Genomic DNA, 20772 nt, shown 5'->3' with positions numbered 1-20772 from the left:
AGTGTATCAGGCCCCGCGGTTGCGTCAGCTGCATGTTAGTTTCTTCCCGCCAGCGAACCCGTCGATTTATGTTCAGACCGCTGTCCGTATACATCGGAGCGCGTTACACCCGCGCCAGACGTCGTAGTCTTTTCGTTTCCTTCATCTCCTTGACCTCGATGATCGGGCTAGCCCTCGGCGTCCTGGTGATGATTGTCGTGCTATCGGTGATGAACGGTTTCGACCACGAAATGCGCACTCGCGTGCTTGGTATGGTTCCGCACGCGACCATTGAAAGCCCGACGCCGATCAGTGGCTGGCAGGCACTGGGGTCGCGTCTCGAGCACCATTCTCAGGTCGTGGCCACCGCGCCCTTTATTCAGAGTCAGGGACTTCTAACCCATCAGGGACAGGTCACCAAAATCCTGATAAATGCTGTGGATCCCCAGGCCGAACGGCAGGTGTCGATCATCGATCAGTTCTTTCGTGAAGGTTCGCTGGACGATCTGGCACCCGGGGATTTCGGCATCATCATCGGCGATAAGGCTGCCGCCAAGCTTGGTGCAGGCGTTGGCGACAAGATCACCTTCGTGGCGCCCGAGGTAACCGTGACGCCAGCGGGAATGTTCCCGCGCATGAAGCGCTTTACGGTGACCGGTATCTTCCACGTGGGAGCGGGCGAGATCGACGGCTACGTCGCCCTGGCCAACATCGCCGACATCGCCCGTTTGCAGCGTTGGCAGCCGGATCAAGTGCAAGGGTTGCGTCTACGTTTCGACGACTTGTTCCAGGCACCGCGCATTGCTTGGGAACTCGCTGGGCAGCTTGGCGACGACTTCTTTTCTCGTGATTGGACCCGCACTCACGGCAACCTCTATCAGGCGATCCGTATGGAAAAGGCGATGATTGGTCTGCTGCTGTTGCTGATCGTCGCGGTCGCGGCGTTCAACATCATTTCGACATTGGTCATGGTCGTGACCGACAAGCGAGGCGATATCGCCATCCTGCGCACCCTTGGCGCGACGCCGAAGCAGATCATGGCAATCTTCATGGTGCAGGGGACAGTGATCGGTGTCGTCGGCACGCTGGTAGGCGCGTTGCTTGGCATGTTCGCTGCGGTCAATGTGAGCAGCTGGATCGCCGGTCTGGAGCGCCTGATCGGCCATAAGTTTCTAAGTGCCGATGTGTATTTCATCGACTATCTGCCGTCGCGGTTGATGGCTGCCGATGTCATCCAGGTCTGTGTCGCAGCTTTGGTTTTGAGTTTTCTCGCGACCCTGTATCCAGCTTGGCGTGCCGCACGCACCCAGCCGGCAGAGGCGCTTCGTTATGAGTGAGCGGGTTATGAACGAGCAGTCTTCGCAAACGCAGGCGGTACTGAGCTGCCGCAATCTGGGCAAGCGCTACGAGCAGGGCCCCGAATCGGTCGAGGTATTGGCTGGGCTGCAACTAGAGCTTTTCCCAGGGCAGCGCGTAGCCATTGTCGGCAGCTCGGGCTCGGGCAAGAGCACCTTGCTAAATCTGCTTGGCGGCCTGGACACGCCGAGCGAGGGTAGCGTCTGGTTGGCCGGTGAAGAGCTATCGGCGCTCAACGAAAAAGATCGGGGGCTGTTGCGCAATCGGGCGCTGGGCTTCGTCTATCAGTTTCATCATCTGCTCGCCGAGTTCACCGCGCTGGAAAATGTCTGCATGCCGCTGCTGATCGGCCGGACTCCCATCCCGGAGGCGCGTCAGCGGGCCGCTGCTCTGCTGCAGCGGGTGGGGCTCGGCCATCGTCTGGAGCACAAGCCATCGGAGCTGTCGGGCGGCGAGCGGCAGCGAGTTGCCATCGCTCGGGCGCTGGTCAACGAACCAGCCCTGGTATTGCTCGATGAGCCCACCGGCAACCTCGATCATCACACCGCTCAGGGCATTCAGGACCTGATGCTCGAGCTTAGTACCTCGCTGCAGACGGCTTTTCTGGTCGTCACTCATGATCGTCAACTCGCCGCGCAGATGGATCAGATCCTGCGGCTGGAAGACGGGCGTTTGGTGGTCGAATAATGTTCAGGCCCCTCAGTGTTTTCATCGGCAGTCGCTATACGCGTGCGAAGCGCCGCAATCACTTCATCTCGTTCATTTCCCTGACTTCATTGATCGGCCTGGCGCTCGGAGTGCTGGCGATGATCATGGTGTTATCGGTGATGAACGGTTTTCAGCGTGAAATGAGCTCGCGAATTCTTGGCATGGTGCCGCACGCGACGGTCATTGGCGATCAGCCGCTTGATGATTGGCAGGCCGTTGCGGCGCGTCTGGCGGCACATCCGCAAGTTGTAGGCCTGGCGCCGGTTACACAGCTCGAGGGCATGCTGTCGTTCAAGGGCAGCATGCAGCCGATCCAGATCAGTGGTATCGATCCGCAGGCGGAAGCGGATGTGTCCATCGTAGGCTCACACCTGGTCGGCGGTAGTCTGAATGACCTGAAGCCGGGGGAGTTCGGCGTCATCATCGGGCTGATGACCGCCAGGCGTTTCGGTCTGAAGCTGGGTGACAAGTTGACGTTGATCGTGCCAGAGGTCAGCTCCTCGCCAGGTGGCATCACGCCGCGTATGCAGCGGTTGAATGTGGTGGGGGTGTTTAAGGTTGGTGCTGACCTGGATGGCAGTCTAGGCATGATTCATCGTACTGATGCCGCGCAAATCCACCGCTGGGGTCCGCAGCAGGTTCAGGGCGTACGACTCAAGCTAAGCGATCTGTATCGCGCGCCGGAGGTGGCTGCTCAGGTTAGTGCCTCGCTCGGTGATGGCTTCCATGTGGAGGACTGGTCGTACACGCAGGGCAGTTTGTTCAGCGCAATGAAGATGGAAAAGACCATGATTGGTCTGTTGCTGATGCTTATCGTCGCTGTTGCGGCATTCAACATCATCGCGACCCTGATCATGGTCGTCGCCGACAAGCGTGCTGACATCGCCATTCTGCGCACTCTGGGAGCTACACCCCGGCAGGTCATGGCGATCTTCATGGTGCAGGGCAGCATCATCGGCTTCAGCGGCACGGTGATCGGGGTAATTCTGGGCGTGCTTGGAGCGCTGAACGTGAGCGCCTTGGTGGCTTGGCTGGAAAGGGTTTCTGGCCAGCATATCTTCAGTTCGGACGTTTACTTCATCAGCACCCTGCCATCGGAGCTGCGTCTGGAGGATGTTGTGCTGGTTTCCGTGGCTGCGTTGAGCTTGAGCTTCCTGGCGACTCTTTATCCGGCCTGGCGGGCAGCGCAGACTCAGCCGGCCGAGGCGCTGCGCTACGAGTGATCCGCTTTAGCGGCGGTCGTTCTGGCGCTTGCGCCAGCTGCGGCCAACCCACCAGCGCCAGTAGGCCTGGGTGAGTACGTAACCAAGTATCGCAAGAACCACTCCGCTGACCAGCGAGCCCAGATACAGCGGTTGCCAATTGTGCTGCAGCATGTACCGCACCCAGGCCAGGCTCAGCTCCGCGGGCATGCTGGACGCCGGAGTATCCAGCAGCCAGGTGCCAATCTTGTAGTTGCAGTAGAACACTGGCGGCATGGTCAGCGGGTTGGTCAGCCAGACGAGTCCTACTGCGATCGGCAGGTTCGCCCGCGAAGGCAAAGCACAGAGGGCTGCAGCGACCATCTGCATCGGTATTGGGATCATGGCCCAGAACAGTCCGGTCGCCATCGCGCGGGCTACCGAATGCCGATTGAGATGCCAGAGGTTAGGATCGTGAATCAGCGCGCCAAGAAAACGCAGCGACTTGTTAGTCTTGATGCGATCTGGGTGTGGCATGTAGCGTTTGAAAAAACGACGCGGCATGAAGGTTCTCTGGCAGGTTGCAGCCCGGCGATTATGCCTTGAATCGGGGGGCGACGCTGACAGTAGTTTTGTGACATTACGTCTACGCCTGCGACAAATTGACCATCCGCGAATTGCGGTCCTGGAAAGGATTCCTGGGAGTCAGAAAGTATGCGCACATGGATGCTGGCGCTCGCCGCTGGTTTGGTGCTGCCACGTTTCTTGCCGGCGCTTCCCGCCGTTTGGGGCTGGTTGGCGCTTGCCGCTTTGGGCTGTTTACTCCTCCTGCGAAGGCGATGGGTGCCGCTGGGGCTGTTTCTTCTCGGATTATCCTGGGCGTGCTATCAGAGCCAGGCCGCTATCGATGATCGCCTGCCCGCATCGAAGGATGGTCGGACGTTCTGGATCGAAGGAACGGTGACCGGGTTGCCCAGTAGCGCTGGCAACGTTGTCCGTTTTGAACTGGTGGATATCGAGTCGCGCCATGCCGGGCTGCCATCCAAAGTACGGCTGTCCTGGTATGGCGGCCCGACTATGCAGGCCGGTGAGCGCTGGCGGTTGGCCGCGCGACTGAAGCGTCCCCGCGGTCTGGTCAATCCGCAATCCTTCGATTACGAAGCCTGGCTGCTGGCGCGGCGAATAGGTGCGACTGGCAGCGTCAAGGCTGGCGAGCGCTTGTCGAGCCCCGCAGCGACCGATGGTTGGCGTGACCGGCTGAGAGCCCGTCTGATGGCTATTCCAGCTTCTGGCCGGCAAGGTGCAGTGGCCGCACTGGTAGTAGGCGACGATTCCGGACTGAGTCGAAGCGACTGGAGGGTCTTGCAGGACACGGGCACGGTGCACCTGATGGTCATTTCCGGGCAGCACATCGGCATTCTGGCCGGAATGCTGTATGGATTGATTGCGCTATTGGCGCGCTCAGGACTCTGGCCGCGGCGGGTGCCCTGGTTACCCTGGGCGTGCGGTCTTGCCCTTGCCGGCGCGCTGGCGTATGGCTGGTTGGCTGGCTTCGATGTTCCGGTACGGCGTGCCTGCCTCATGGTGGCCGTAATTCTGATCTGGCGTTTGCGCTTTCGCCATCTGGGCGTCTGGCAGCCCCTATTACTGGCGCTCAACGGTGTTTTGCTAATCGATCCGCTGGTTACGCTGCAGCCTGGCTTTTGGCTTTCTTTCGGTGCTGTCGCGGTGCTGGCGCTGGTGTTCTCCGGGCGGCTTGGTCATTGGGTTTGGTGGAAAGCGTTGGTGCGGGCCCAGTGGGCGGCCTCTATTGGTCTATTGCCGCTTCTATTGGCGCTGGGGCTGCCGATCAGCGCCAGCGGCCCGTTGGCCAATCTTATTGCCGTACCCTGGGTGAGCCTGACGGTGCCTTTTGCGTTGCTGGGCACTATGTTGCTGCCGCTATGGGGCATTGGTGAGTCGTTGCTGCTGGCGGTTGGCTGGTCGCTGGCGATGCTGTTCGATCTGTTGACGATCATCTCGAACTGGCAGCCCGCGTGGCTTGCTAGCGGCCTTTCATTGTGGGCCTGGCCGGCGGTCGTATTGGGCGTTTTTCTGCTGCTGCTACCCGCTGGGCTACCGCTGCGTGCGCTAGGGCTTGTGATGTTGCTGCCTCTGGCCTTTCCTCCACGGGCGTCAGTGCCTGAGGGGCACGCGCAGGTATGGATGCTGGATGTAGGGCAGGGGCTGTCGGTGTTGGTGCTGACACGCACGCACGCGCTTCTCTACGACGCCGGGCCGAGTCAAGGCGACTTCGATATGGGCGAGCGCGTCGTCTTTCCTTCGTTGCGGACCCTGGGAGTCGATGGGCTGAACATGCTGCTGCTCAGCCACGCGGATAACGATCACGCCGGTGGTGCGCAGGCAATCAGGCGCTTGATGCCGGTTGATCGGATCGTCAGTGGCGAGCCCCAACGACATCCCACTGATCTCGGCGCAGAGACGTGCGAAGACGGTACCGAGTGGCAGTGGGATAGCGTGCACTTTCGCTTATGGCAGTGGCAGGCGGCACGCGATAGCAACCAGCGCTCATGCGTTCTGATCGTAGAGGCGGATGGTGAGCGGATGCTGCTTACCGGAGATATCGATCACGCGGCAGAGCGCGCATTGCTCCTGAGCGGGCAAACGGTGCAGGCGCATTGGCTGCTGCTACCGCATCATGGCAGCCGAAGTTCCTCTTCGGAGCCGTTTTTGCGCACCGTTGGGCCTAGAGCTGCACTAATCTCCCGGAGCCTGCACAATGCGTTCGGACATCCTCACCCGGAGGTCGCCGCCCGCCTGGAGGCTCTCGGTATCGAGTCTTATGACACCGCCGTGCATGGCGCCGTCCGCATCGATCTTGGTCGCTTCTCCCCGGCTGACGTGCAGCGGTCACAACGTCGATTCTGGCGGGAAAAATGAGAACGGCGGCCGTCGGCGCCCCCTCGACCCTGTGCTAGAGTGGCGCCACTTTTTCGAGGGGGATTCATCTCGTGTGGGAGCTGGTCAAAGCAGGCGGCTGGATAATGCTGCCAATCATTCTGTGTTCCATCGCGGCTGCTGGCATCGTCGCTGAACGCTTGTGGACGCTGCGTCCAAGCCGCGTTACACCGCCCCATCTGCTGGGGCAGGTATGGAAATGGATCAAGGATAAGAAACTCAGCAACCAGAAGCTTAAAGAGCTTCGCGCAGACTCTCCCTTGGGTGAGATCCTTGCCGCCGGCCTCAGCAATTCCAAGCGTGGTCGCGAGATCATGAAGGAGTGCATCGAGGAAGCAGCGGCCAGGGTGGTCCATGACCTTGAGCGCTACCTCAATGCGTTGGGAACGATTGCTGGCATCGCGCCCCTGCTGGGTCTGCTGGGAACGGTGCTGGGCATGATCCAGATATTCAGCGCCTTCATGGATTCGGGCATGGCCAACGCGCCGCTGCTGGCCGGTGGTATTGCCAAGGCGTTGATCACCACTGCTGCTGGTCTGATGGTCGGTATCCCTGCGTTATTCTTCCATCGTTTCCTGCAGCGTCGTGTTGACGAGCTGGTTGTGGGCATGGAGCAGGAAGCGATCAAGCTGGTGGAAGTGGTGCAGGGCGACCGCGATGTCGATCTCGGTGAGGAAAAGGCGTGAAATTCCGTCGCAAACCCCGCGAGAACGTCGAGATAGGACTGGCCCCTCTGATCGATGTGGTGTTCATCCTGCTGTTGTTCTTCGTGGTCACCACCACTTTCACTCGTGAAACGCAGCTCAAGGTCGATCTGCCGGAAGCGGCAAGCGGCACGCCCCCAGAGTCCTCCGAGACTCGTCAGCTGGAAGTATTGATCGACGTGGCTGGCAATTATTCTCTTAACGGCAAGGCGCTGTTGAAGAATGACCTCAACTCGCTGATGGCAGCTCTGAGCAAGGAGTCCGGTGGCGATAACCGTCTTCCGATGATCATTAGCGCCGACGGTAAGACGCCGCATCAGGCGGTGATCACCGCGATGGACGCCGCTGGCAAGCTGGGCTTCGGTCAGCTGCGGATCACCACGGTCGAGGCGCAGGCGTCGCCCTGATGTCATTCGCCGATCGCCTGCAACGCGCCTGGTATGAGGGGCATCCGGCACTGTGCTTGTTGACGCCGCTGGAGCTGTTGTACCGGCGCGTGGTCGAGGCCAGGCGGCAGCGCTTTATCGACCAGAGTAATGCCTATCGTGCGCCCATACCGGTCATCGTGGTGGGCAATATCACGGTGGGCGGAACCGGCAAGACACCCCTGATTCTCTGGTTGATCGAGCATTGCCGCCGCCGCGGGTTGCGTGTCGGTGTCGTCAGCCGCGGCTACGGTGCGAAGCCGCCGACACTGCCGTGGCGTGTTCGCCCCGAGCAGTCCGCTGAGCAATCTGGTGACGAACCTTTATTGATAGTCCAGCGCACCGGTGTGCCATTGATGATCGATCCTGATCGATCACGCGCCGTTCGCCAGTTGCTGGAAACAGAGTCGCTGGACCTGATCCTTTCCGACGACGGCCTGCAACACTATCGTTTGGCGCGAGATCTTGAGCTGGTCTTGATTGACGCAGCTCGGGGGCTGGGCAATGGTCGCTGCCTGCCGGTGGGTCCACTGCGTGAGCCGGCCAAGCGCCTGGATAGTGTGGATGCGGTGCTGCTCAACGGTGCCGAGGCAGATACCGCCAACGGTTACGCGTTCAGCCTTGAGCCGGTCGCATTGGTCGAGCTGTGTTCTGGCGAGCGCTGGCCCCTCGATCACTTTCCCTACGGGCAACAGCTGCACGCGGTGGCGGGCATCGGCAACCCACGGCGTTTCTTCACCACGCTCGAAACGCTACACTGGCGACCGATTCCGCACCCCTTCGCCGATCACGCCGCCTACAGTCAGGAGCAGCTGAAATTCAGCCCCGACCTGCCGCTGGTGATGACCGAGAAGGATGCGGTGAAATGCCGGGCATTCGCGCCGCCAGGTTGGTCGTATCTGCAGGTGCAGGCTGTGCCGTCAGCGGCCTTTATCACCTGGTTCGATGGACAGTTGACGCGATTGTTGCCCGATCACTCTTAAGCGGCTCGATCTGCCATCGCAGTCGACTGCTTCCAAGGACTGCGCATGGATACCAAACTGCTCGACATTCTGGCCTGCCCGCTATGCAAGGGGCCGCTGAAGCTCACCGATGATAAGTCGGAATTGATCTGCAAGGCCGATGCCCTGGCCTTTCCAGTGCGTGACGGCATCCCGGTGATGCTCGAGAGCGAAGCCCGTACCCTGGACGTGGACGAGCGCCTAGAGAAATGAGCACCGCTTACACGGTAGTGATTCCCGCCCGCTATGCGTCGACTCGTCTGCCCGGAAAGCCGCTGCAGGATATTGCCGGCAAACCGATGATTCGACATGTGTGGGAGCAGGCATGCAAAAGCACGGCGCAGCGCGTGGTCGTCGCTACCGATGACCCGCGTATCGTAGAGGCTTGTACGGCGTTCGGTGCGCAAGTTGTGCTGACCCGTCCCGACCATAACTCCGGCACGGACCGGCTCGCCGAGGTGGCTGAGCTGCTCGGGCTGTCACACGACGCCATCGTGGTCAACGTACAGGGTGACGAGCCGCTGATCCCTCCGGTGGTGATTGATCAGGTTGCAGCGAATCTGGCTGCACATCCTGAGGCTGCCATCGCGACGCTCGCCGAACCGTTGACAGACGTGCAGGCCCTGTTCAATCCCAATGTGGTAAAGGTTCTCTCGGATACCAACGGCCTGGCGCTGACCTTCAGCCGTGCACCATTGCCTTGGGCGCGCGATTCGTTTGCGGCCGATCGCAACCAGTTGCCTGTCGGGGTGCCATACCGTCGGCATATCGGGATCTACGCTTATCGAGCTGACTTCCTTGCCAACTTCGTTTCCTGGGGCCCCTGCTGGCTCGAGGATACCGAGTGCCTGGAGCAGCTGCGCGCGCTTTGGCACGGCCAGCGTATTCACGTTGCGGACGCGGTGGAGGCGCCGCCCGCTGGCGTCGATACGGCTGAAGATCTGGAGCGGGTTCGCCGTCTGCTGGGTGGCTGAGATGAAAGTGCTGTTCGTATGTATGGGCAACATTTGCCGTTCGCCCACAGCCGAGGGTGTGTTTCGACAGCGCGTTGAGCAATCCGGGCTCGATGATCGAATCGAGATCGATTCGGCCGGGACCGGTGACTGGCATGTTGGCAAGGTGCCAGATTCGCGCGCTTGCGAGGCGGCTGGACGACGCGGTTATCAGATCGCCTCGTTGCGCGCGCGCCAGGTACAGCTCGAGGACTTCGAGCGTTTCGATCTGATCCTTGCGATGGATCACGACAATATGGCCCGTCTGCAGTCGCTGCGTCCGGATCGTGCTAGGGCCGATCTCGACCTGTTGCTGCGTCGCTATGGTCTGGAAACTGAGGTGGTGCCTGATCCTTACTACGGTGGAGCCGACGGGTTCGAAGAGGTCCTGGACCTTATCGAAAAGGCCTGTGATGCGTTGCTCGTGGAAGTAAAGGGGCGACTGTGAGTCTGATCCTTGAGTCGAACCGGTCGCTTAGGTCATTCAACACCTTTGCAGTCGACCAGCGTGCACGTTTCTTCGCTTCTGCGCATAGTGACGAAGATGTGCGCGATGCGCTCGACCAGGCGCGACAGCTCGACGTGCCGTTGCTGCCAATCGGTGGGGGGAGCAACCTGCTGCTGACGGGTGATGTCCCCGCGCTGGTGCTGCATATGGCCAGTCGTGGAAAACGCATTATCGACGAGTCTGCCAAGCACGTGCTGGTCGAAGCGGAGGCCGGGGAGCAATGGCACCCGTTCGTGCTATGGACGCTGGAGCAAGGCTTGGTCGGGCTTGAGAACCTGAGCCTGATACCGGGTACTGTCGGCGCCTCACCGATCCAGAACATCGGCGCCTACGGTGTCGAGATCAAGGACGTGTTCGCCGGGCTCACCGCAATGGATAGCCAGACCGGAGCGCTCTGCGAGTTCGCCCTCGATGACTGCGCCTTCAGTTACCGCGACAGTCTGTTCAAACAGCAGCCAGGACGTTATTTGATCCTGCGTGTGCGTTTCCTGCTGCGGCGGCAGGCGATGCTGCATCTCGAGTACGGGCCGATCCGTCAGCGGCTTGCGGAGCAGGGGATCCTCACCCCAACCGCGCAGGATGTGAGTCGAGCCGTCTGTGCCATCCGTAGTGAGAAGCTGCCTGACCCGCGACAGCTGGGCAACGCCGGCAGCTTCTTCAAGAATCCGTTGGTATCGGCTGCGGTTGCTCAGATGCTTCGTGATAGTCATCCTGATCTGGTGGCCTACCCGCAGGTCGATGGTCGGGTGAAGCTGGCTGCTGGTTGGCTGATCGAGAAAGCTGGCTGGAAAGGTTATCGTGACGGCGACGCCGGCGTGCATCGGCTGCAGGCGCTGGTGCTGGTCAATCATGGTAGGGCCACGGGCAAGCAGCTGCTTGGCCTGGCGCGCCAAATTCAGGCCGACGTGGTCGAGCGGTTCGGTGTTGAGCTGGAAATCGAGCCAAACGTGCTCTGAGTGCAATGGCTCGGCGCTACGCGCATCAAGGATATTATCTTTGTAATCGGGTGGGTCTTTCCGGGCTATTGGCCGGCGGCAAGCGGTGGTGAACAATCGCGGTGTGTTTGCTTGCCCTCTTGCCAAGAGGAAAGCGCACCATTTTCAGAAGCGCACACAAATAAAAAGGGATGCCGAAGCATCCCTTTTTTTCGCCAGTAGTGTTTAGCCTTGCGGCTTCTCACGGTTGTCTGGCTCATCGTCTTCTGCAGGGTTTTCCGGCTTCTGAGATGTTGGCTGAGAAGCCTCCTCGTGTACCGGTACTTCCGTCTTCTGTTCGCTGTGCTCGACGGCTGGCTCCTGCGCTTGCCGAGTGGGCTCGACGACCAAGGCCGGCTGCTCCACAGCGGTAGGCTGCTCTTGCGTGACTACGGGATCAGCGAGCTGCTCTGACTGCGTTTCCGGTACTACGTGCGCTGCAGGCTGCTCAGGTTGCACTTCGGCCTCTGGCGCACTGGCGACGATTTCCGGGCTGGCAAGCGGCTGCTCTGCAACAGGCTTGGCGACAGCTTCGGCTGCCTCCTTGGCCTGGCGCTCGGCTTCGCGCTGGCGACGACGGACTTCGCGCGGATCGTTGGGTGCTCGACCGGTAGGGGTCGCTGCTACTGTGGCGACCGGTGCCGCTTCGGTTTTTTCGACCACTGGCTCGGAGACAGGCTGTGGAGCTGCCTCGGTGTTGGCAGTCCGTGGAGCTTCCTCCTGCGCGGCTTCAATCGGTTGTACCAGGATCTCCGCGGTCTCCGTCTCGGCTACCAGCGGCGCTTCGGCAATCGCAGCCTCGTTCACGTCCTGAGCAACCTGCGCGTGTTCGACAATGGTAGCAACGCCTTCGGTGCTGGTTTGGATCACAGCGTCATCGGCGAGCTTTTTCTGCGGAGCAGCTTCGGTGTCAGCGGTGTTCGCAGCCAGCGCAGCGGCCGTTGCAGCTATCGCGATCTCCTCGGTTTTGACCGGAGCGTTGTTTTCGTCGACTTCCTCGATCTCGTTGCCATTGGCATCACGCTGACGCTCGCGACGGTTGCTGCGGCGGCGCTGCCCGCGGGAGCGGCGACGTGGGCGGTCGCCTTCGTTGCCTTCAGTGCCGTCGTTAGCATCCTGAGACTCTTCAGCCTCAGCTGCATCTTCGGCTTGCTGCAGCATCTCATCAGCGATGGCCGGGGCCTGCTGCTCGACACGTGGTTTGCGCTCCTCGCGCGGTGCGCGTGGCTGACGTTCCACCTGCTCTTCTTCAGCGACTACAGGTGCCTCGTCGATCGGTGCGCGCAGTTCGCGCTTACGCTCCTCGCGCGGCTTGCGTTCTTCGCGTGGTGCTCGTTCGCGCCGCGGCTGCGCCTCTGCGGTTTCCGTCTGCTCGCGTGGCTTGCGCTCTTCACGCGGCGGACGTGGCTGACGCTCTTCGCGTGGCTGACGTTCTTCGCGGGGTTGGCGTTCCTCGCGTGGTTTGCGCTCTTCGTCACGGCCGGCGCGCGAATCACGGCGGCGGTTCTGCTGACGTCCACTGCGACGCTCATCGTTGCGCTGTGGGCGCGGCGAAGCGGGCTTCTTCTCTACTTCTACGGTGGCTTGCGGCTCTTTCGCCTCGCCTGCGAACAGGCCGACCAGGGACTTGATCAGGCCCTTGAACAGGCTTGGCTCCGGTGCTGGCGCCTGTGTGGCGGCGGGGGTTTCGACCGGCGCTGCGGCGGCAGGGGCCGGCGCGGTGCGCTGTGGTGCGGTCTTGACTGCGGCTTCCTGGCGAACCAGGGTGCGAGTGGAGCTGACGGGCTGAGCTTCCTCGGCTTCGGTCTGGCTCATCTCGTAGCTTGCCTGGCCGGCCAATATCTCGGGGCTGTCGTCGCGCAGGCGTTGTACTTCGAAGTGCGGCGTTTCCAGATGGTCGTCCGGCAGGATGAAGATGCGAGCGCGGGTGCGTAGTTCGATCTTGGTGATCGCGTTGCGCTTTTCGTTTAACAGGAATGCGGCGACCTGGAACGGCACTCGGGCGCGAACCTCGGCGGTACGGTCCTTCAGGGCCTCTTCTTCGATCAGGCGCAGAATTGCCAGCGACAGGGACTCCACATCGCGGATGATGCCCTGGCCATTACAGCGCGGGCAGACGATGCCGCTAGTCTCGCCAAGGGATGGGCGCAGACGCTGACGGGACATTTCCAGAAGGCCGAAGCGCGAGATGCGGCCAACCTGGATGCGTGCTCGGTCGGCTTCCAGTGCTTCGCGCATTTTTTCTTCGACGGCACGTTGGTTTTTGGCTGGCGTCATGTCGATGAAGTCGATGACGATCAGGCCGCCGATGTCGCGCAGGCGCAGTTGACGAGCGATTTCTTCGGCTGCCTCCAGATTTGTCTGCAGCGCGGTTTCTTCGATGTCGCCGCCTTTTGTGGCGCGGGCCGAGTTGATGTCGATAGACACCAGTGCTTCGGTTGGATCGATGACGATGGAGCCGCCCGAAGGGAGTTTCACTTCACGCTGGAAGGCTGTCTCGATCTGGCTCTCGATCTGGAAGCGATTGAACAGCGGCACCGAGTCTTCGTACAGCTTGATCTTGCTGGCGTACTGCGGCATCACCTGCTGAATGAAGCTCAATGCCTCATCCTGTGCTTCGACGCTGTCGATGAGCACTTCGCCGATGTCCTGACGCAAGTAATCACGGATCGCGCGAATGATGACGTTGGATTCCTGATAGATCAGGAACGGAGCGACGCGATCCTGCGAGGCATCCTTGACCGCGGTCCAGAGCTGCAGCAAGTAGTCCAGGTCGCATTGCAGCTCTTCGCTGGAGCGGCCCAGGCCGGCCGTACGGACGATGAGGCCCATGTCTGCAGGTACGTCCAGACCGTTCAAGGCTTCGCGCAGCTCATTGCGTTCTTCGCCTTCGATACGGCGAGAGATGCCGCCCGCGCGGGGATTGTTGGGCATCAGTACCAGGTAGCGGCCGGCGAGGCTGATAAATGTGGTCAGAGCTGCGCCCTTGTTGCCGCGCTCTTCCTTCTCGACCTGGACGATCACTTCCTGGCCTTCGCGCAGGACGTCCTTGATGTTTACGCGGCCTTCAGGGGATTTGCTGAAGTACTCGCGGGAGATTTCTTTAAGGGGGAGGAAGCCGTGACGCTCGGCGCCGAAGTCGACGAACGCGGCTTCTAGGCTGGGTTCTACGCGGGTGATCTTGCCCTTGTAGATGTTGGCTTTCTTCTGCTCGCGGGCACCCGATTCGATGTCGAGATCGAACAAACGTTGGCCGTCGACCAGTGCGACACGCAACTCTTCAGGCTGAGTTGCGTTAATTAGCATTCTTTTCATGTAGTACCGTCGGTTTCCGAGGCATCCGGAAACGGCGTTCGGCACACACGACTCTCGCGGTCGGTGTCAGGTGAGTCAGGAATGGTTGTAAGGCACTCCAGTGTCCAGCGATGTGCGGCCAAATGGGCCGGCGTCGCGACGACATCTCCTGCTGCTGTCGGAACAGAAGCAATGGTTCGGGAGGAGGAATCAGGCATCGGTAGCGGACGGAATGAAGCGTCTGTGAAAGCCTTTGCTACGCAATCCGATGCTGTGCATCTCCACCCAACACGCATACTTTGAAAATCGGGTGCCGCTCGCAGAATCCAGAGAGCGGGTTATCGATTATCGCGATTCCCCAGTGGGGGCACGCATCATGTCTTCAAGGCTTGTTTCGCAACTTCACCACTATTGAGGGAAGCTCCGTCGGACGGCCTCACGTCCTAGAACACTTTTTGCCGGTCAGGGTTGGCGGTAACGCTGGCATCCCTGAGCCTGGCCGCTTTTGGCGGCGTTCGGGACTATAACAGCAATGTTTAAGTGCTTCAAATCCATGAAAATTGATATGATGCCCCGATGACCAATACCCCCTCCCAGACCTCCGGTGTGCAAATACTCGAGGTAGCGCCGGAACTTGCCGGCCAGCGCATCGACAACTTTCTTCGCAACCAGCTAAAAGGCGTACCCAAGACCTTGATTTACCGCATCTTGCGTAAGGGCGAGGTGCGGGTGAACAAGGGACGGATCAAGCCTGAGTACAAGCTGCAGGCTGGCGACTTAGTACGCGTACCTCCGCTGCGGCTGGCTGAGCGCGACGAACCTGAGCCTCTTGCTCAGGGGCTGCTTGAAAGGCTGGAAAAAGCCATCGTTTACGAGGACAAGGCGCTTATCGTGCTGAACAAGCCTGCCGGTATAGCGGTGCATGGCGGCAGCGGGCTCAGCTATGGCGTAATCGAAGCGCTGCGCCAGCTGCGCCCAGATGCCAAGGAGCTTGAGCTGGTGCATCGTCTGGATCGGGATACCTCGGGGCTGTTGATGATCGCCAAGAAGCGCAGCATGTTGCGTCACTTGCATCAGGCTCTTCGAAGTGACGGTGTTGACAAGCGTTACATGGCGCTGGTGCGCGGCCGATGGGAGACCTCAAAGAAGCAGGTCAATGCGCCTCTGCTGAAGAATACGCTGCGCTCTGGCGAGCGGATGGTTGAGGTGACCGAGGACGGTAAGGAGGCGCTGACGCTGTTTCGTGTGCTTCGCCGATTTGGTGAGTTCGCAACCCTGGTTGAGGCAAAGCCAGTGACCGGGCGCACCCATCAGATTCGTGTTCACGCGCGTCACGCTGGGCATAGCATTGCTGGGGACAGCAAGTACGGTGATGAGGAGTTCACACGGGTGATTCGCGAGCTGGGCGGCAAGCGTTTGTTTTTGCATGCCTACGCGTTGAAGGTGCCGCTTCCCGACGGCGGCGAGTTGTCATTCGAGGCGCCGGTCGACGAGATGTGGGCGCGGACGTTGGAGCGTCTTGGTGAGTAGCTACCGGGTTCTGATATTCGACTGGGACGGCACCTTGGCTGACTCGATTGGCCGTATTGTCGAGTCGATACATGTTGCTGCGCAAAGCTGCGGCCTGCCGAGGCTTGATGATGCTGATGTAAAAGGCATCATCGGGCTGGCTCTGCCCGAGGCGATTGGCGTGCTGTACCCGGATCGCGCTGATGACGCGCTGATCCATGAGTTTCGCCTTCGCTACGGCGAGCACTACTTGGCTTTGGAGGCTCAGCCTTCGCCGCTGTATCCCGGCGTTGCCGAGGCTCTGTCAGCTTTTCGTGATGCTGGATATCTGCTTGCTGTTGCTACTGGCAAGGGGCGGCGCGGTCTCGACCGTGTTCTGGCGGGGCAGGACTTGGTAGGTTTCTTCGATATTACGCGCTGTGCGGATGAGACGGCCAGCAAGCCTGACCCGCTGATGATTCGCCAGATCCTCGCTCATTGTGATGCGCAGCCGGAGCGGGCTCTGATGGTCGGTGATTCTGTGTTCGATCTGCAGATGGCTCATCGCGCCGGGGTGGACAGCGTGGCTGTCGCTTATGGTGCGCAGCCGCTGGATGTCCTGCGGCGGTTTGAGCCTCGCATGACGATCAATCATTTTTCGGAGCTCGGCACCTGGTTGCGCTCCGTAGCTGGTACTGAGGTGGGTGACTATGTCGGATGAGTGGAAAGCTCCGGTTGGGGAAGCCAAGGAAGAGCGCAACAGCTGGAAGCTGCTGGAGAAAACGCTGCTTGCCGGGGTTCAGGAGCAGCGCCGCGCTAGGCGCTGGGGCATATTTTTCAAGCTGTTGACCTTCGTATATCTGTTCGGTGCGCTGGCTTTATTTTCGCCGGCACTGCAGTTTGGCAAGAGCAGAGGTGCTCAGGAGAGCCACACGGCAGTGATCAATGTGCGCGGGATGATCGCCGATGAGGAATCCGCCAGCGCGGATAACATAGTGGGCGCCTTGCGCGCTGCCTTCGAGGATGCGAACACCAAAGGAATCGTCCTGCGCATCAACAGCCCTGGCGGCAGTCCGGTGCAATCGGGTTACATCTATGACGAGATCCGGCGTTTGCGTGGCGAGTACCCGTCGATCAAGGTGTACGCGGTGATTACTGATCTCGGTGCGTCGGGTGCGTACTACATCGCCAGTGCTGCAGACGAGATTTATGCCGACAAATCCAGTCTGGTCGGCTCAATCGGTGTAACTGCAGCCACTTTCGGTTTTGTCGACACCATGGAAAAGCTCGGTGTTGAGCGACGTGTTTACACCTCCGGCGAGCACAAGGCGTTTCTTGATCCGTTTCAGCCGGAAAAGCCTGAGGAAACCCAGTTCTGGCGTAGCGTTCTTGCGACGACCCATCAGCAGTTCATCGATAGCGTCAAGCGAGGTCGCGGAGATCGCCTCCAGGATTCGCAGCATCCAGAGTTGTTTTCCGGGTTGGTCTGGTCAGGTGAGCAGGCGCTGGAGCTGGGTTTGATCGATGGTCTGGGCAGTACAGCTCATGTGGCGCGTGAAGTAATCGGTGAGCCTGAGCTCGTTGATTTTACGGTCAAGGAGTCGCCGCTCGATCGTTTCACCAAGAAGCTTGGGGCTGGTGTGGCTGAGCGTCTAGCGATACTGGTCGGGCTGCAGGGGCCGGCGCTGCGATAGCGGGGCGCCGGCTTGCGTGATTAGGGAAGCTCTACGCCTTCGTTCAGCAGCATGTCCACCAGGCGTATCAGCGGCAGGCCGACAAGGCTGGTGACGTCCTCGCCCTCGGTGGTGCGGAAAAGGCAGATGCCAAGCCCTTCGGCTTTGAAGCTGCCTGCACAGTCGAAGGGTTGCTCAATCTTCAGATAGCGCTCGATCTGTGCCTCATCCAGTTTTCGAAAGTGCACGGTAAAAGGTACGCAATCCACTTGGATGCGGTTGCTACCGCTATCGAGCAGAGCTACGCCGGTGAGGAAGCTGACGCTGCTGCCGCTGGCAAGTTGCAGTTGCCGTTTTGCGCGTTCGAACGTGTGGGGCTTTCCGAGAATTTCCTGGCCCAGCACGGCAACTTGATCAGAACCGATGATCAGATGGTTCGGGTATCGTTCGGCCAGCGCTCTAGCCTTGTGCTCGGCAAGTCTGCGTACAAGGCGCTCCGCGTTTTCTCCGGGAAGGCGGGTTTCGTCGATATCCGGTGCACAGCTGTCGAACGGTAGCTGCAGGCGAGAGAGTAGTTGCTGGCGATAACGTGAGCTGGAAGCAAGCAGCAGGTGGCGCATAATTCCTCCTTTATATATAGGTACGAAATTGTATGCGCTGCGTTGTAAGACCATGCGGAAATTCCTTTGACAGGGCGAGGACGCATCCCTAGAATGCCGCGCTTATGTTGAAAGGACCGATACCTCCGCACGTTGATCCGCGCAAGCTTGCTGACCGAGCGGCCACCCTAACTGGTGAGTTGCAATTGTCGCAGCTAAAGCGGCTCGCAGATCCTCTTGAGGATGATCAGGGTGTGGTGCGCGCTAGTTTTTCTTTTGGGCGCGACGAGCAGCGTACTGTGGTTGTTCACAGTCAGCTCGACGTTGAAGTCAAACTGATTTGCCAGCGTTGTCTGGAGCCGGTTGTTCTGCCGATTCACAGCGAGTGCGATTATGCGGTTGTGAATGAAGGGGCGAACAGCCAGCACCTACCCAAAGGGTATGACGTGCTGGAAGTGGGAGAGGATCCTCTGGATCTGCTGGCGCTGGTCGAAGATGAGCTGTTGCTTGCTCTGCCGATTGTTCCACTCCATGACCCTGAAATTTGCCAGCCGCCGGTTGGGCCAGATGAGCCCGAGCCGAGTGAGGACGAGGTAACGCGGTCCAACCCGTTCAGCGTACTGGCGCAGTTAAAGCGTGACCCAAACGTTTAGGAGTTGATCCAAATGGCTGTTCAGCAGAACAAAAAATCCCGTTCCGCCCGTGACATGCGTCGTTCGCATGACGCTCTCGTGCCGAACGCTCTGTCCGTGGAAAAGAGCACTGGTGAAGTTCACCTGCGTCACCATGTTTCCCCGGATGGTTTCTACCGTGGTCGTAAGGTGATCGACAAGGGCGCTGACGAGTAATCCTTGTCCGCTCCGGTCATCGCGATCGATGCAATGGGTGGGGACTTCGGTCCCCACTGCATTGTTCCTGCCAGTCTTTCCTGTCTGGCTGAAAACCCCTCGCTGCACCTGGTCCTTGTCGGCCAAACTTCATTGCTTGAACAAATCATTGCCCAGCATTCTGGGGTCGATCACGCGCGCCTGAAAATCGTCGATGCACCTGAAATGATCGGAATGGACGAGCGTCCGGCCCAGGCATTGCGTGGCAAGCCGCGCTCCTCCATGCGCATTGCGCTCGAGCAGGTTCGTGATGGTGGCGCTAAAGCCTGCGTGAGTGCCGGGAACACCGGCGCGCTAATGGCCCTGGCGCGCCTGATTTTGAAAACCCTTCCAGGTATTGATCGGCCGGCTATGGTGACGGCGCTTCCTACGGAGGGTGATCCGTGTCTGTTGCTGGACCTTGGCGCAAATGTCGATTGCCCGCCCGAGCAACTTTTTCAGTTTGCAGTGATGGGTTCTGTGGCGGCTGAATCCCTTGGGAGGTACCAGCCTAGGGTCGCGCTGCTGAATGTGGGCACTGAGGAAATCAAGGGCAATCAGCAGGTCAAACAGGCTGCTCTGCTGTTGCAGCGGGCTGCTGGGCTCAATTACCAGGGCTTTATCGAGGGCGATGGGCTTTATCGTGGTGAGGCCGATGTAGTCGTGTGCGATGGCTTCGCCGGTAACGTGTTGCTCAAGTCCAGCGAAGGGTTGGCTGGGATGCTGGTTGCCAGGGTCGAGGCGCTGTTCAGGCGTTCGCTTGGCGCGCGCATTGTGGGCGTTGCGGCATTGCCACTCTTGCGCAGGCTGCGTGCCGAGCTCAATCCGGCGCAGTATAACGGCGCTAGTTTTCTAGGCCTGCAGGGTATTGTGGTCAAGAGTCACGGCAGTGCAGGCGCGGAGGGCTTCAAGGCGGCCATACAGCGTGCTGCGCAGGATGTTGAGCATGATCTTCCCGAGCTCCTGGGTCGCAGGTTGGGGTGTTTTTTGGGTGCCGATCGCACGCCTGATGAGTCAGGTGATGTGACTGCAGAGAATGGCCAGCCATCCAACTGAAATTCGCGGCGCCGGTCACTGGCGTATTCTTCAGACGAACAGAACCACAAGAGAGTCGTTTCATGTCCGCATCACTTGCTTTCGTCTTCCCCGGTCAAGGTTCCCAATCCCTTGGCATGCTGGCTGAGCTTGGTGCTCAGCAGCGCGTGATTCTCGATACCTTTGCCGAGGCGTCTTCAGCGCTAGGTTATGACCTCTGGGCGCTGACCCAGAATGGTCCGGAAGAGCAGTTGAATCAGACCGACAAGACCCAGCCGGCCATTCTCTGTGCGTCCATTGCTATCTGGCGTTTGTGGCAGGCCGAGGGCGGCGCACGGCCTGCCTTCGTTGCCGGGCACAGTTTGGGTGAGTATTCCGCCCTAGTGGCCGCTGGGTGCCTGGCCTTTGCCGATGCAGTCAAGCTGGTCGAGTTGCGTGGGCAGTTGATGCAGCAGGCCGTACCGGCTGGGCAGGGTGGCATGGCGGCTATTCTCGGGCTGGAGGATGCCGACGTATTGGCCGCTTGTGCGGAGGCCGCACAGGGGGAGGTAGTCAGCGCGGTCAACTTCAACGCACCCGGTCAGGTGGTGATTGCAGGTGGTGCTGCGGCGGTGGAACGCGCCATCGAGGCATGCAAGGCCAGAGGCGCCAAGCGTGCGATGGGATTGCCGGTGAGCGTGCCGTCCCATTGCGACCTGATGCGCCCAGCGGCGGAGCGTTTTGCTGCGTCGGTAGCGGCGATCGAATGGCAGTCGCCGCAGATTCCGCTGGTGCAGAACGTCAGCGCCGCAGTCGTTGCAGATATGGATGCACTCAAGCGCGATCTGCTGGCTCAGCTTTACAGTCCGGTGCGTTGGGTCGAATCGATGGTGGCCCTGGGCGAACGGGGCGTTACCTCGTTGGTCGAGTGCGGCCCCGGCAAGGTTCTATCTGGCCTCAACAAGCGCTGCGTCAAGGGCGTCAGCACCTACAATCTGGATACCCCCGAGGCCTTCGCGGCAACTCGTGCCGCATTGGCTTGAACAAGGAGA

The 20772-nt window shown here is 60.2% G+C and carries 21 protein-coding genes; 18 read left to right on the top strand and 3 right to left on the bottom strand.

Annotated features, from left to right (window positions below; genetic code table 11):
* The first annotated feature begins 68 nt into the window (after positions 1 to 68).
* Genes CXK91_RS17190 through CXK91_RS17180 form a run of 3 tightly spaced genes read left to right on the top strand, consistent with a single transcriptional unit; the run spans position 69 to position 3266 of the window.
* Positions 69 to 1316, top strand: a complete 1248-nt coding sequence (locus tag CXK91_RS17190; RefSeq protein ID WP_103457307.1) for a lipoprotein-releasing ABC transporter permease subunit — start codon at positions 69 to 71, stop codon at positions 1314 to 1316.
* A gap of 7 nt (positions 1317 to 1323) precedes the next feature.
* Complete coding sequence (gene lolD / locus CXK91_RS17185) at positions 1324 to 2022, top strand: lipoprotein-releasing ABC transporter ATP-binding protein LolD (RefSeq protein ID WP_103457306.1); 699 nt, start codon at positions 1324 to 1326, stop codon at positions 2020 to 2022.
* On the top strand, positions 2022 to 3266 hold the full coding sequence (locus CXK91_RS17180; protein ID WP_103457305.1) for a lipoprotein-releasing ABC transporter permease subunit: 1245 nt from the start codon (positions 2022 to 2024) through the stop codon (positions 3264 to 3266). The genes lolD and CXK91_RS17180 overlap by 1 nt, the downstream gene beginning before the upstream one ends.
* A 6-nt stretch (positions 3267 to 3272) precedes the next feature.
* Here the strand turns inward: CXK91_RS17180 and CXK91_RS17175 are convergent, their stop codons facing one another.
* Positions 3273 to 3788: a DUF2062 domain-containing protein gene (locus tag CXK91_RS17175; protein WP_103457304.1), complete on the bottom strand. Its 516-nt coding sequence runs from the start codon at positions 3786 to 3788 to the stop codon at positions 3273 to 3275.
* Between the two features lie 150 nt (positions 3789 to 3938).
* On the opposite strand from CXK91_RS17175, the gene CXK91_RS17170 reads away from it, so the two are divergent.
* The 8 genes from CXK91_RS17170 to murB all read left to right on the top strand — a co-directional run bounded on the left by CXK91_RS17170 (position 3939) and on the right by murB (position 10768).
* On the top strand, positions 3939 to 6164 hold the full coding sequence (locus tag CXK91_RS17170) for a DNA internalization-related competence protein ComEC/Rec2 (protein WP_103457303.1): 2226 nt from the start codon (positions 3939 to 3941) through the stop codon (positions 6162 to 6164).
* Positions 6165 to 6235: 71 nt separating this feature from the next.
* Positions 6236 to 6868: a MotA/TolQ/ExbB proton channel family protein gene (locus CXK91_RS17165; protein ID WP_003283693.1), complete on the top strand. Its 633-nt coding sequence runs from the start codon at positions 6236 to 6238 to the stop codon at positions 6866 to 6868.
* Positions 6865 to 7293: an ExbD/TolR family protein gene (locus CXK91_RS17160; RefSeq protein ID WP_103457302.1), complete on the top strand. Its 429-nt coding sequence runs from the start codon at positions 6865 to 6867 to the stop codon at positions 7291 to 7293. The genes CXK91_RS17165 and CXK91_RS17160 overlap by 4 nt, the downstream gene beginning before the upstream one ends.
* Positions 7293 to 8294 (top strand): tetraacyldisaccharide 4'-kinase, encoded by a 1002-nt coding sequence (lpxK, locus tag CXK91_RS17155; protein ID WP_103457301.1) that lies wholly within the window; start codon positions 7293 to 7295, stop codon positions 8292 to 8294. The genes CXK91_RS17160 and lpxK overlap by 1 nt, the downstream gene beginning before the upstream one ends.
* Before the next feature lie 45 nt (positions 8295 to 8339).
* On the top strand, positions 8340 to 8525 hold the full coding sequence (locus tag CXK91_RS17150; protein WP_103457300.1) for a Trm112 family protein: 186 nt from the start codon (positions 8340 to 8342) through the stop codon (positions 8523 to 8525).
* A complete protein-coding gene (gene kdsB / locus CXK91_RS17145) occupies positions 8522 to 9286 on the top strand; it encodes a 3-deoxy-manno-octulosonate cytidylyltransferase (RefSeq protein WP_103457299.1) in 765 nt (254 codons plus the stop codon). Before CXK91_RS17150 ends, kdsB begins: the two co-directional genes overlap by 4 nt.
* A 1-nt stretch (position 9287) precedes the next feature.
* Entirely contained in the window at positions 9288 to 9752 is a 465-nt protein-coding gene (locus CXK91_RS17140) for a low molecular weight protein-tyrosine-phosphatase (RefSeq protein ID WP_103457298.1), read from the top strand.
* Positions 9749 to 10768 (top strand): UDP-N-acetylmuramate dehydrogenase, encoded by a 1020-nt coding sequence (gene murB / locus CXK91_RS17135; RefSeq protein ID WP_103457297.1) that lies wholly within the window; start codon positions 9749 to 9751, stop codon positions 10766 to 10768. The genes CXK91_RS17140 and murB overlap by 4 nt, the downstream gene beginning before the upstream one ends.
* A gap of 204 nt (positions 10769 to 10972) precedes the next feature.
* On the opposite strand, the gene rne is transcribed toward murB, so the two are convergent.
* A complete protein-coding gene (gene rne, locus CXK91_RS17130; protein ID WP_219811501.1) occupies positions 10973 to 14101 on the bottom strand; it encodes a ribonuclease E in 3129 nt (1042 codons plus the stop codon).
* A gap of 555 nt (positions 14102 to 14656) precedes the next feature.
* Between rne and rluC the strand changes: the two genes are divergently transcribed.
* Genes rluC through sppA form a run of 3 tightly spaced genes read left to right on the top strand, consistent with a single transcriptional unit; the run spans position 14657 to position 17262 of the window.
* Complete coding sequence (rluC, locus tag CXK91_RS17125) at positions 14657 to 15610, top strand: 23S rRNA pseudouridine(955/2504/2580) synthase RluC (RefSeq protein WP_103457295.1); 954 nt, start codon at positions 14657 to 14659, stop codon at positions 15608 to 15610.
* Positions 15603 to 16289, top strand: a complete 687-nt coding sequence (locus tag CXK91_RS17120; RefSeq protein ID WP_103457294.1) for an HAD-IA family hydrolase — start codon at positions 15603 to 15605, stop codon at positions 16287 to 16289. Before rluC ends, CXK91_RS17120 begins: the two co-directional genes overlap by 8 nt.
* Positions 16279 to 17262, top strand: coding sequence for a signal peptide peptidase SppA (gene sppA, locus CXK91_RS17115; protein ID WP_103457293.1), 984 nt, complete (start codon positions 16279 to 16281; stop codon positions 17260 to 17262). Before CXK91_RS17120 ends, sppA begins: the two co-directional genes overlap by 11 nt.
* A gap of 20 nt (positions 17263 to 17282) precedes the next feature.
* Here sppA and CXK91_RS17110 read toward each other — a convergent pair whose 3' ends face one another.
* Positions 17283 to 17861, bottom strand: a complete 579-nt coding sequence (locus tag CXK91_RS17110; protein WP_103457292.1) for a Maf family protein — start codon at positions 17859 to 17861, stop codon at positions 17283 to 17285.
* Between the two features lie 104 nt (positions 17862 to 17965).
* Here CXK91_RS17110 and CXK91_RS17105 point away from each other — a divergent pair, with 104 nt between their 5' ends.
* From CXK91_RS17105 to fabD, 4 genes are all read left to right on the top strand, one after another.
* Positions 17966 to 18493: a YceD family protein gene (locus tag CXK91_RS17105; protein ID WP_103457291.1), complete on the top strand. Its 528-nt coding sequence runs from the start codon at positions 17966 to 17968 to the stop codon at positions 18491 to 18493.
* A 12-nt stretch (positions 18494 to 18505) separates the two neighbouring features.
* A complete protein-coding gene (gene rpmF / locus CXK91_RS17100; RefSeq protein WP_003283674.1) occupies positions 18506 to 18688 on the top strand; it encodes a 50S ribosomal protein L32 in 183 nt (60 codons plus the stop codon).
* Positions 18689 to 18691: 3 nt separating this feature from the next.
* Positions 18692 to 19762 carry a phosphate acyltransferase PlsX gene (gene plsX, locus CXK91_RS17095; protein ID WP_103457290.1) on the top strand — a complete coding sequence of 357 codons (1071 nt, stop codon included), beginning with the start codon at positions 18692 to 18694 and terminating at the stop codon, positions 19760 to 19762.
* Positions 19763 to 19824: 62 nt separating this feature from the next.
* Positions 19825 to 20763, top strand: a complete 939-nt coding sequence (gene fabD, locus CXK91_RS17090; RefSeq protein WP_103457289.1) for an ACP S-malonyltransferase — start codon at positions 19825 to 19827, stop codon at positions 20761 to 20763.
* Positions 20764 to 20772: the final 9 nt, after the last annotated feature.

The sequence above is a fragment of the Stutzerimonas stutzeri genome, from assembly GCF_002909485.1.
Taxonomy (GTDB): Bacteria; Pseudomonadota; Gammaproteobacteria; order Pseudomonadales; family Pseudomonadaceae; genus Stutzerimonas; species Stutzerimonas stutzeri_AH.
Note: the sequence above shows the minus strand (reverse complement) of the source record. Positions and strands in the feature narration are given on the sequence as shown.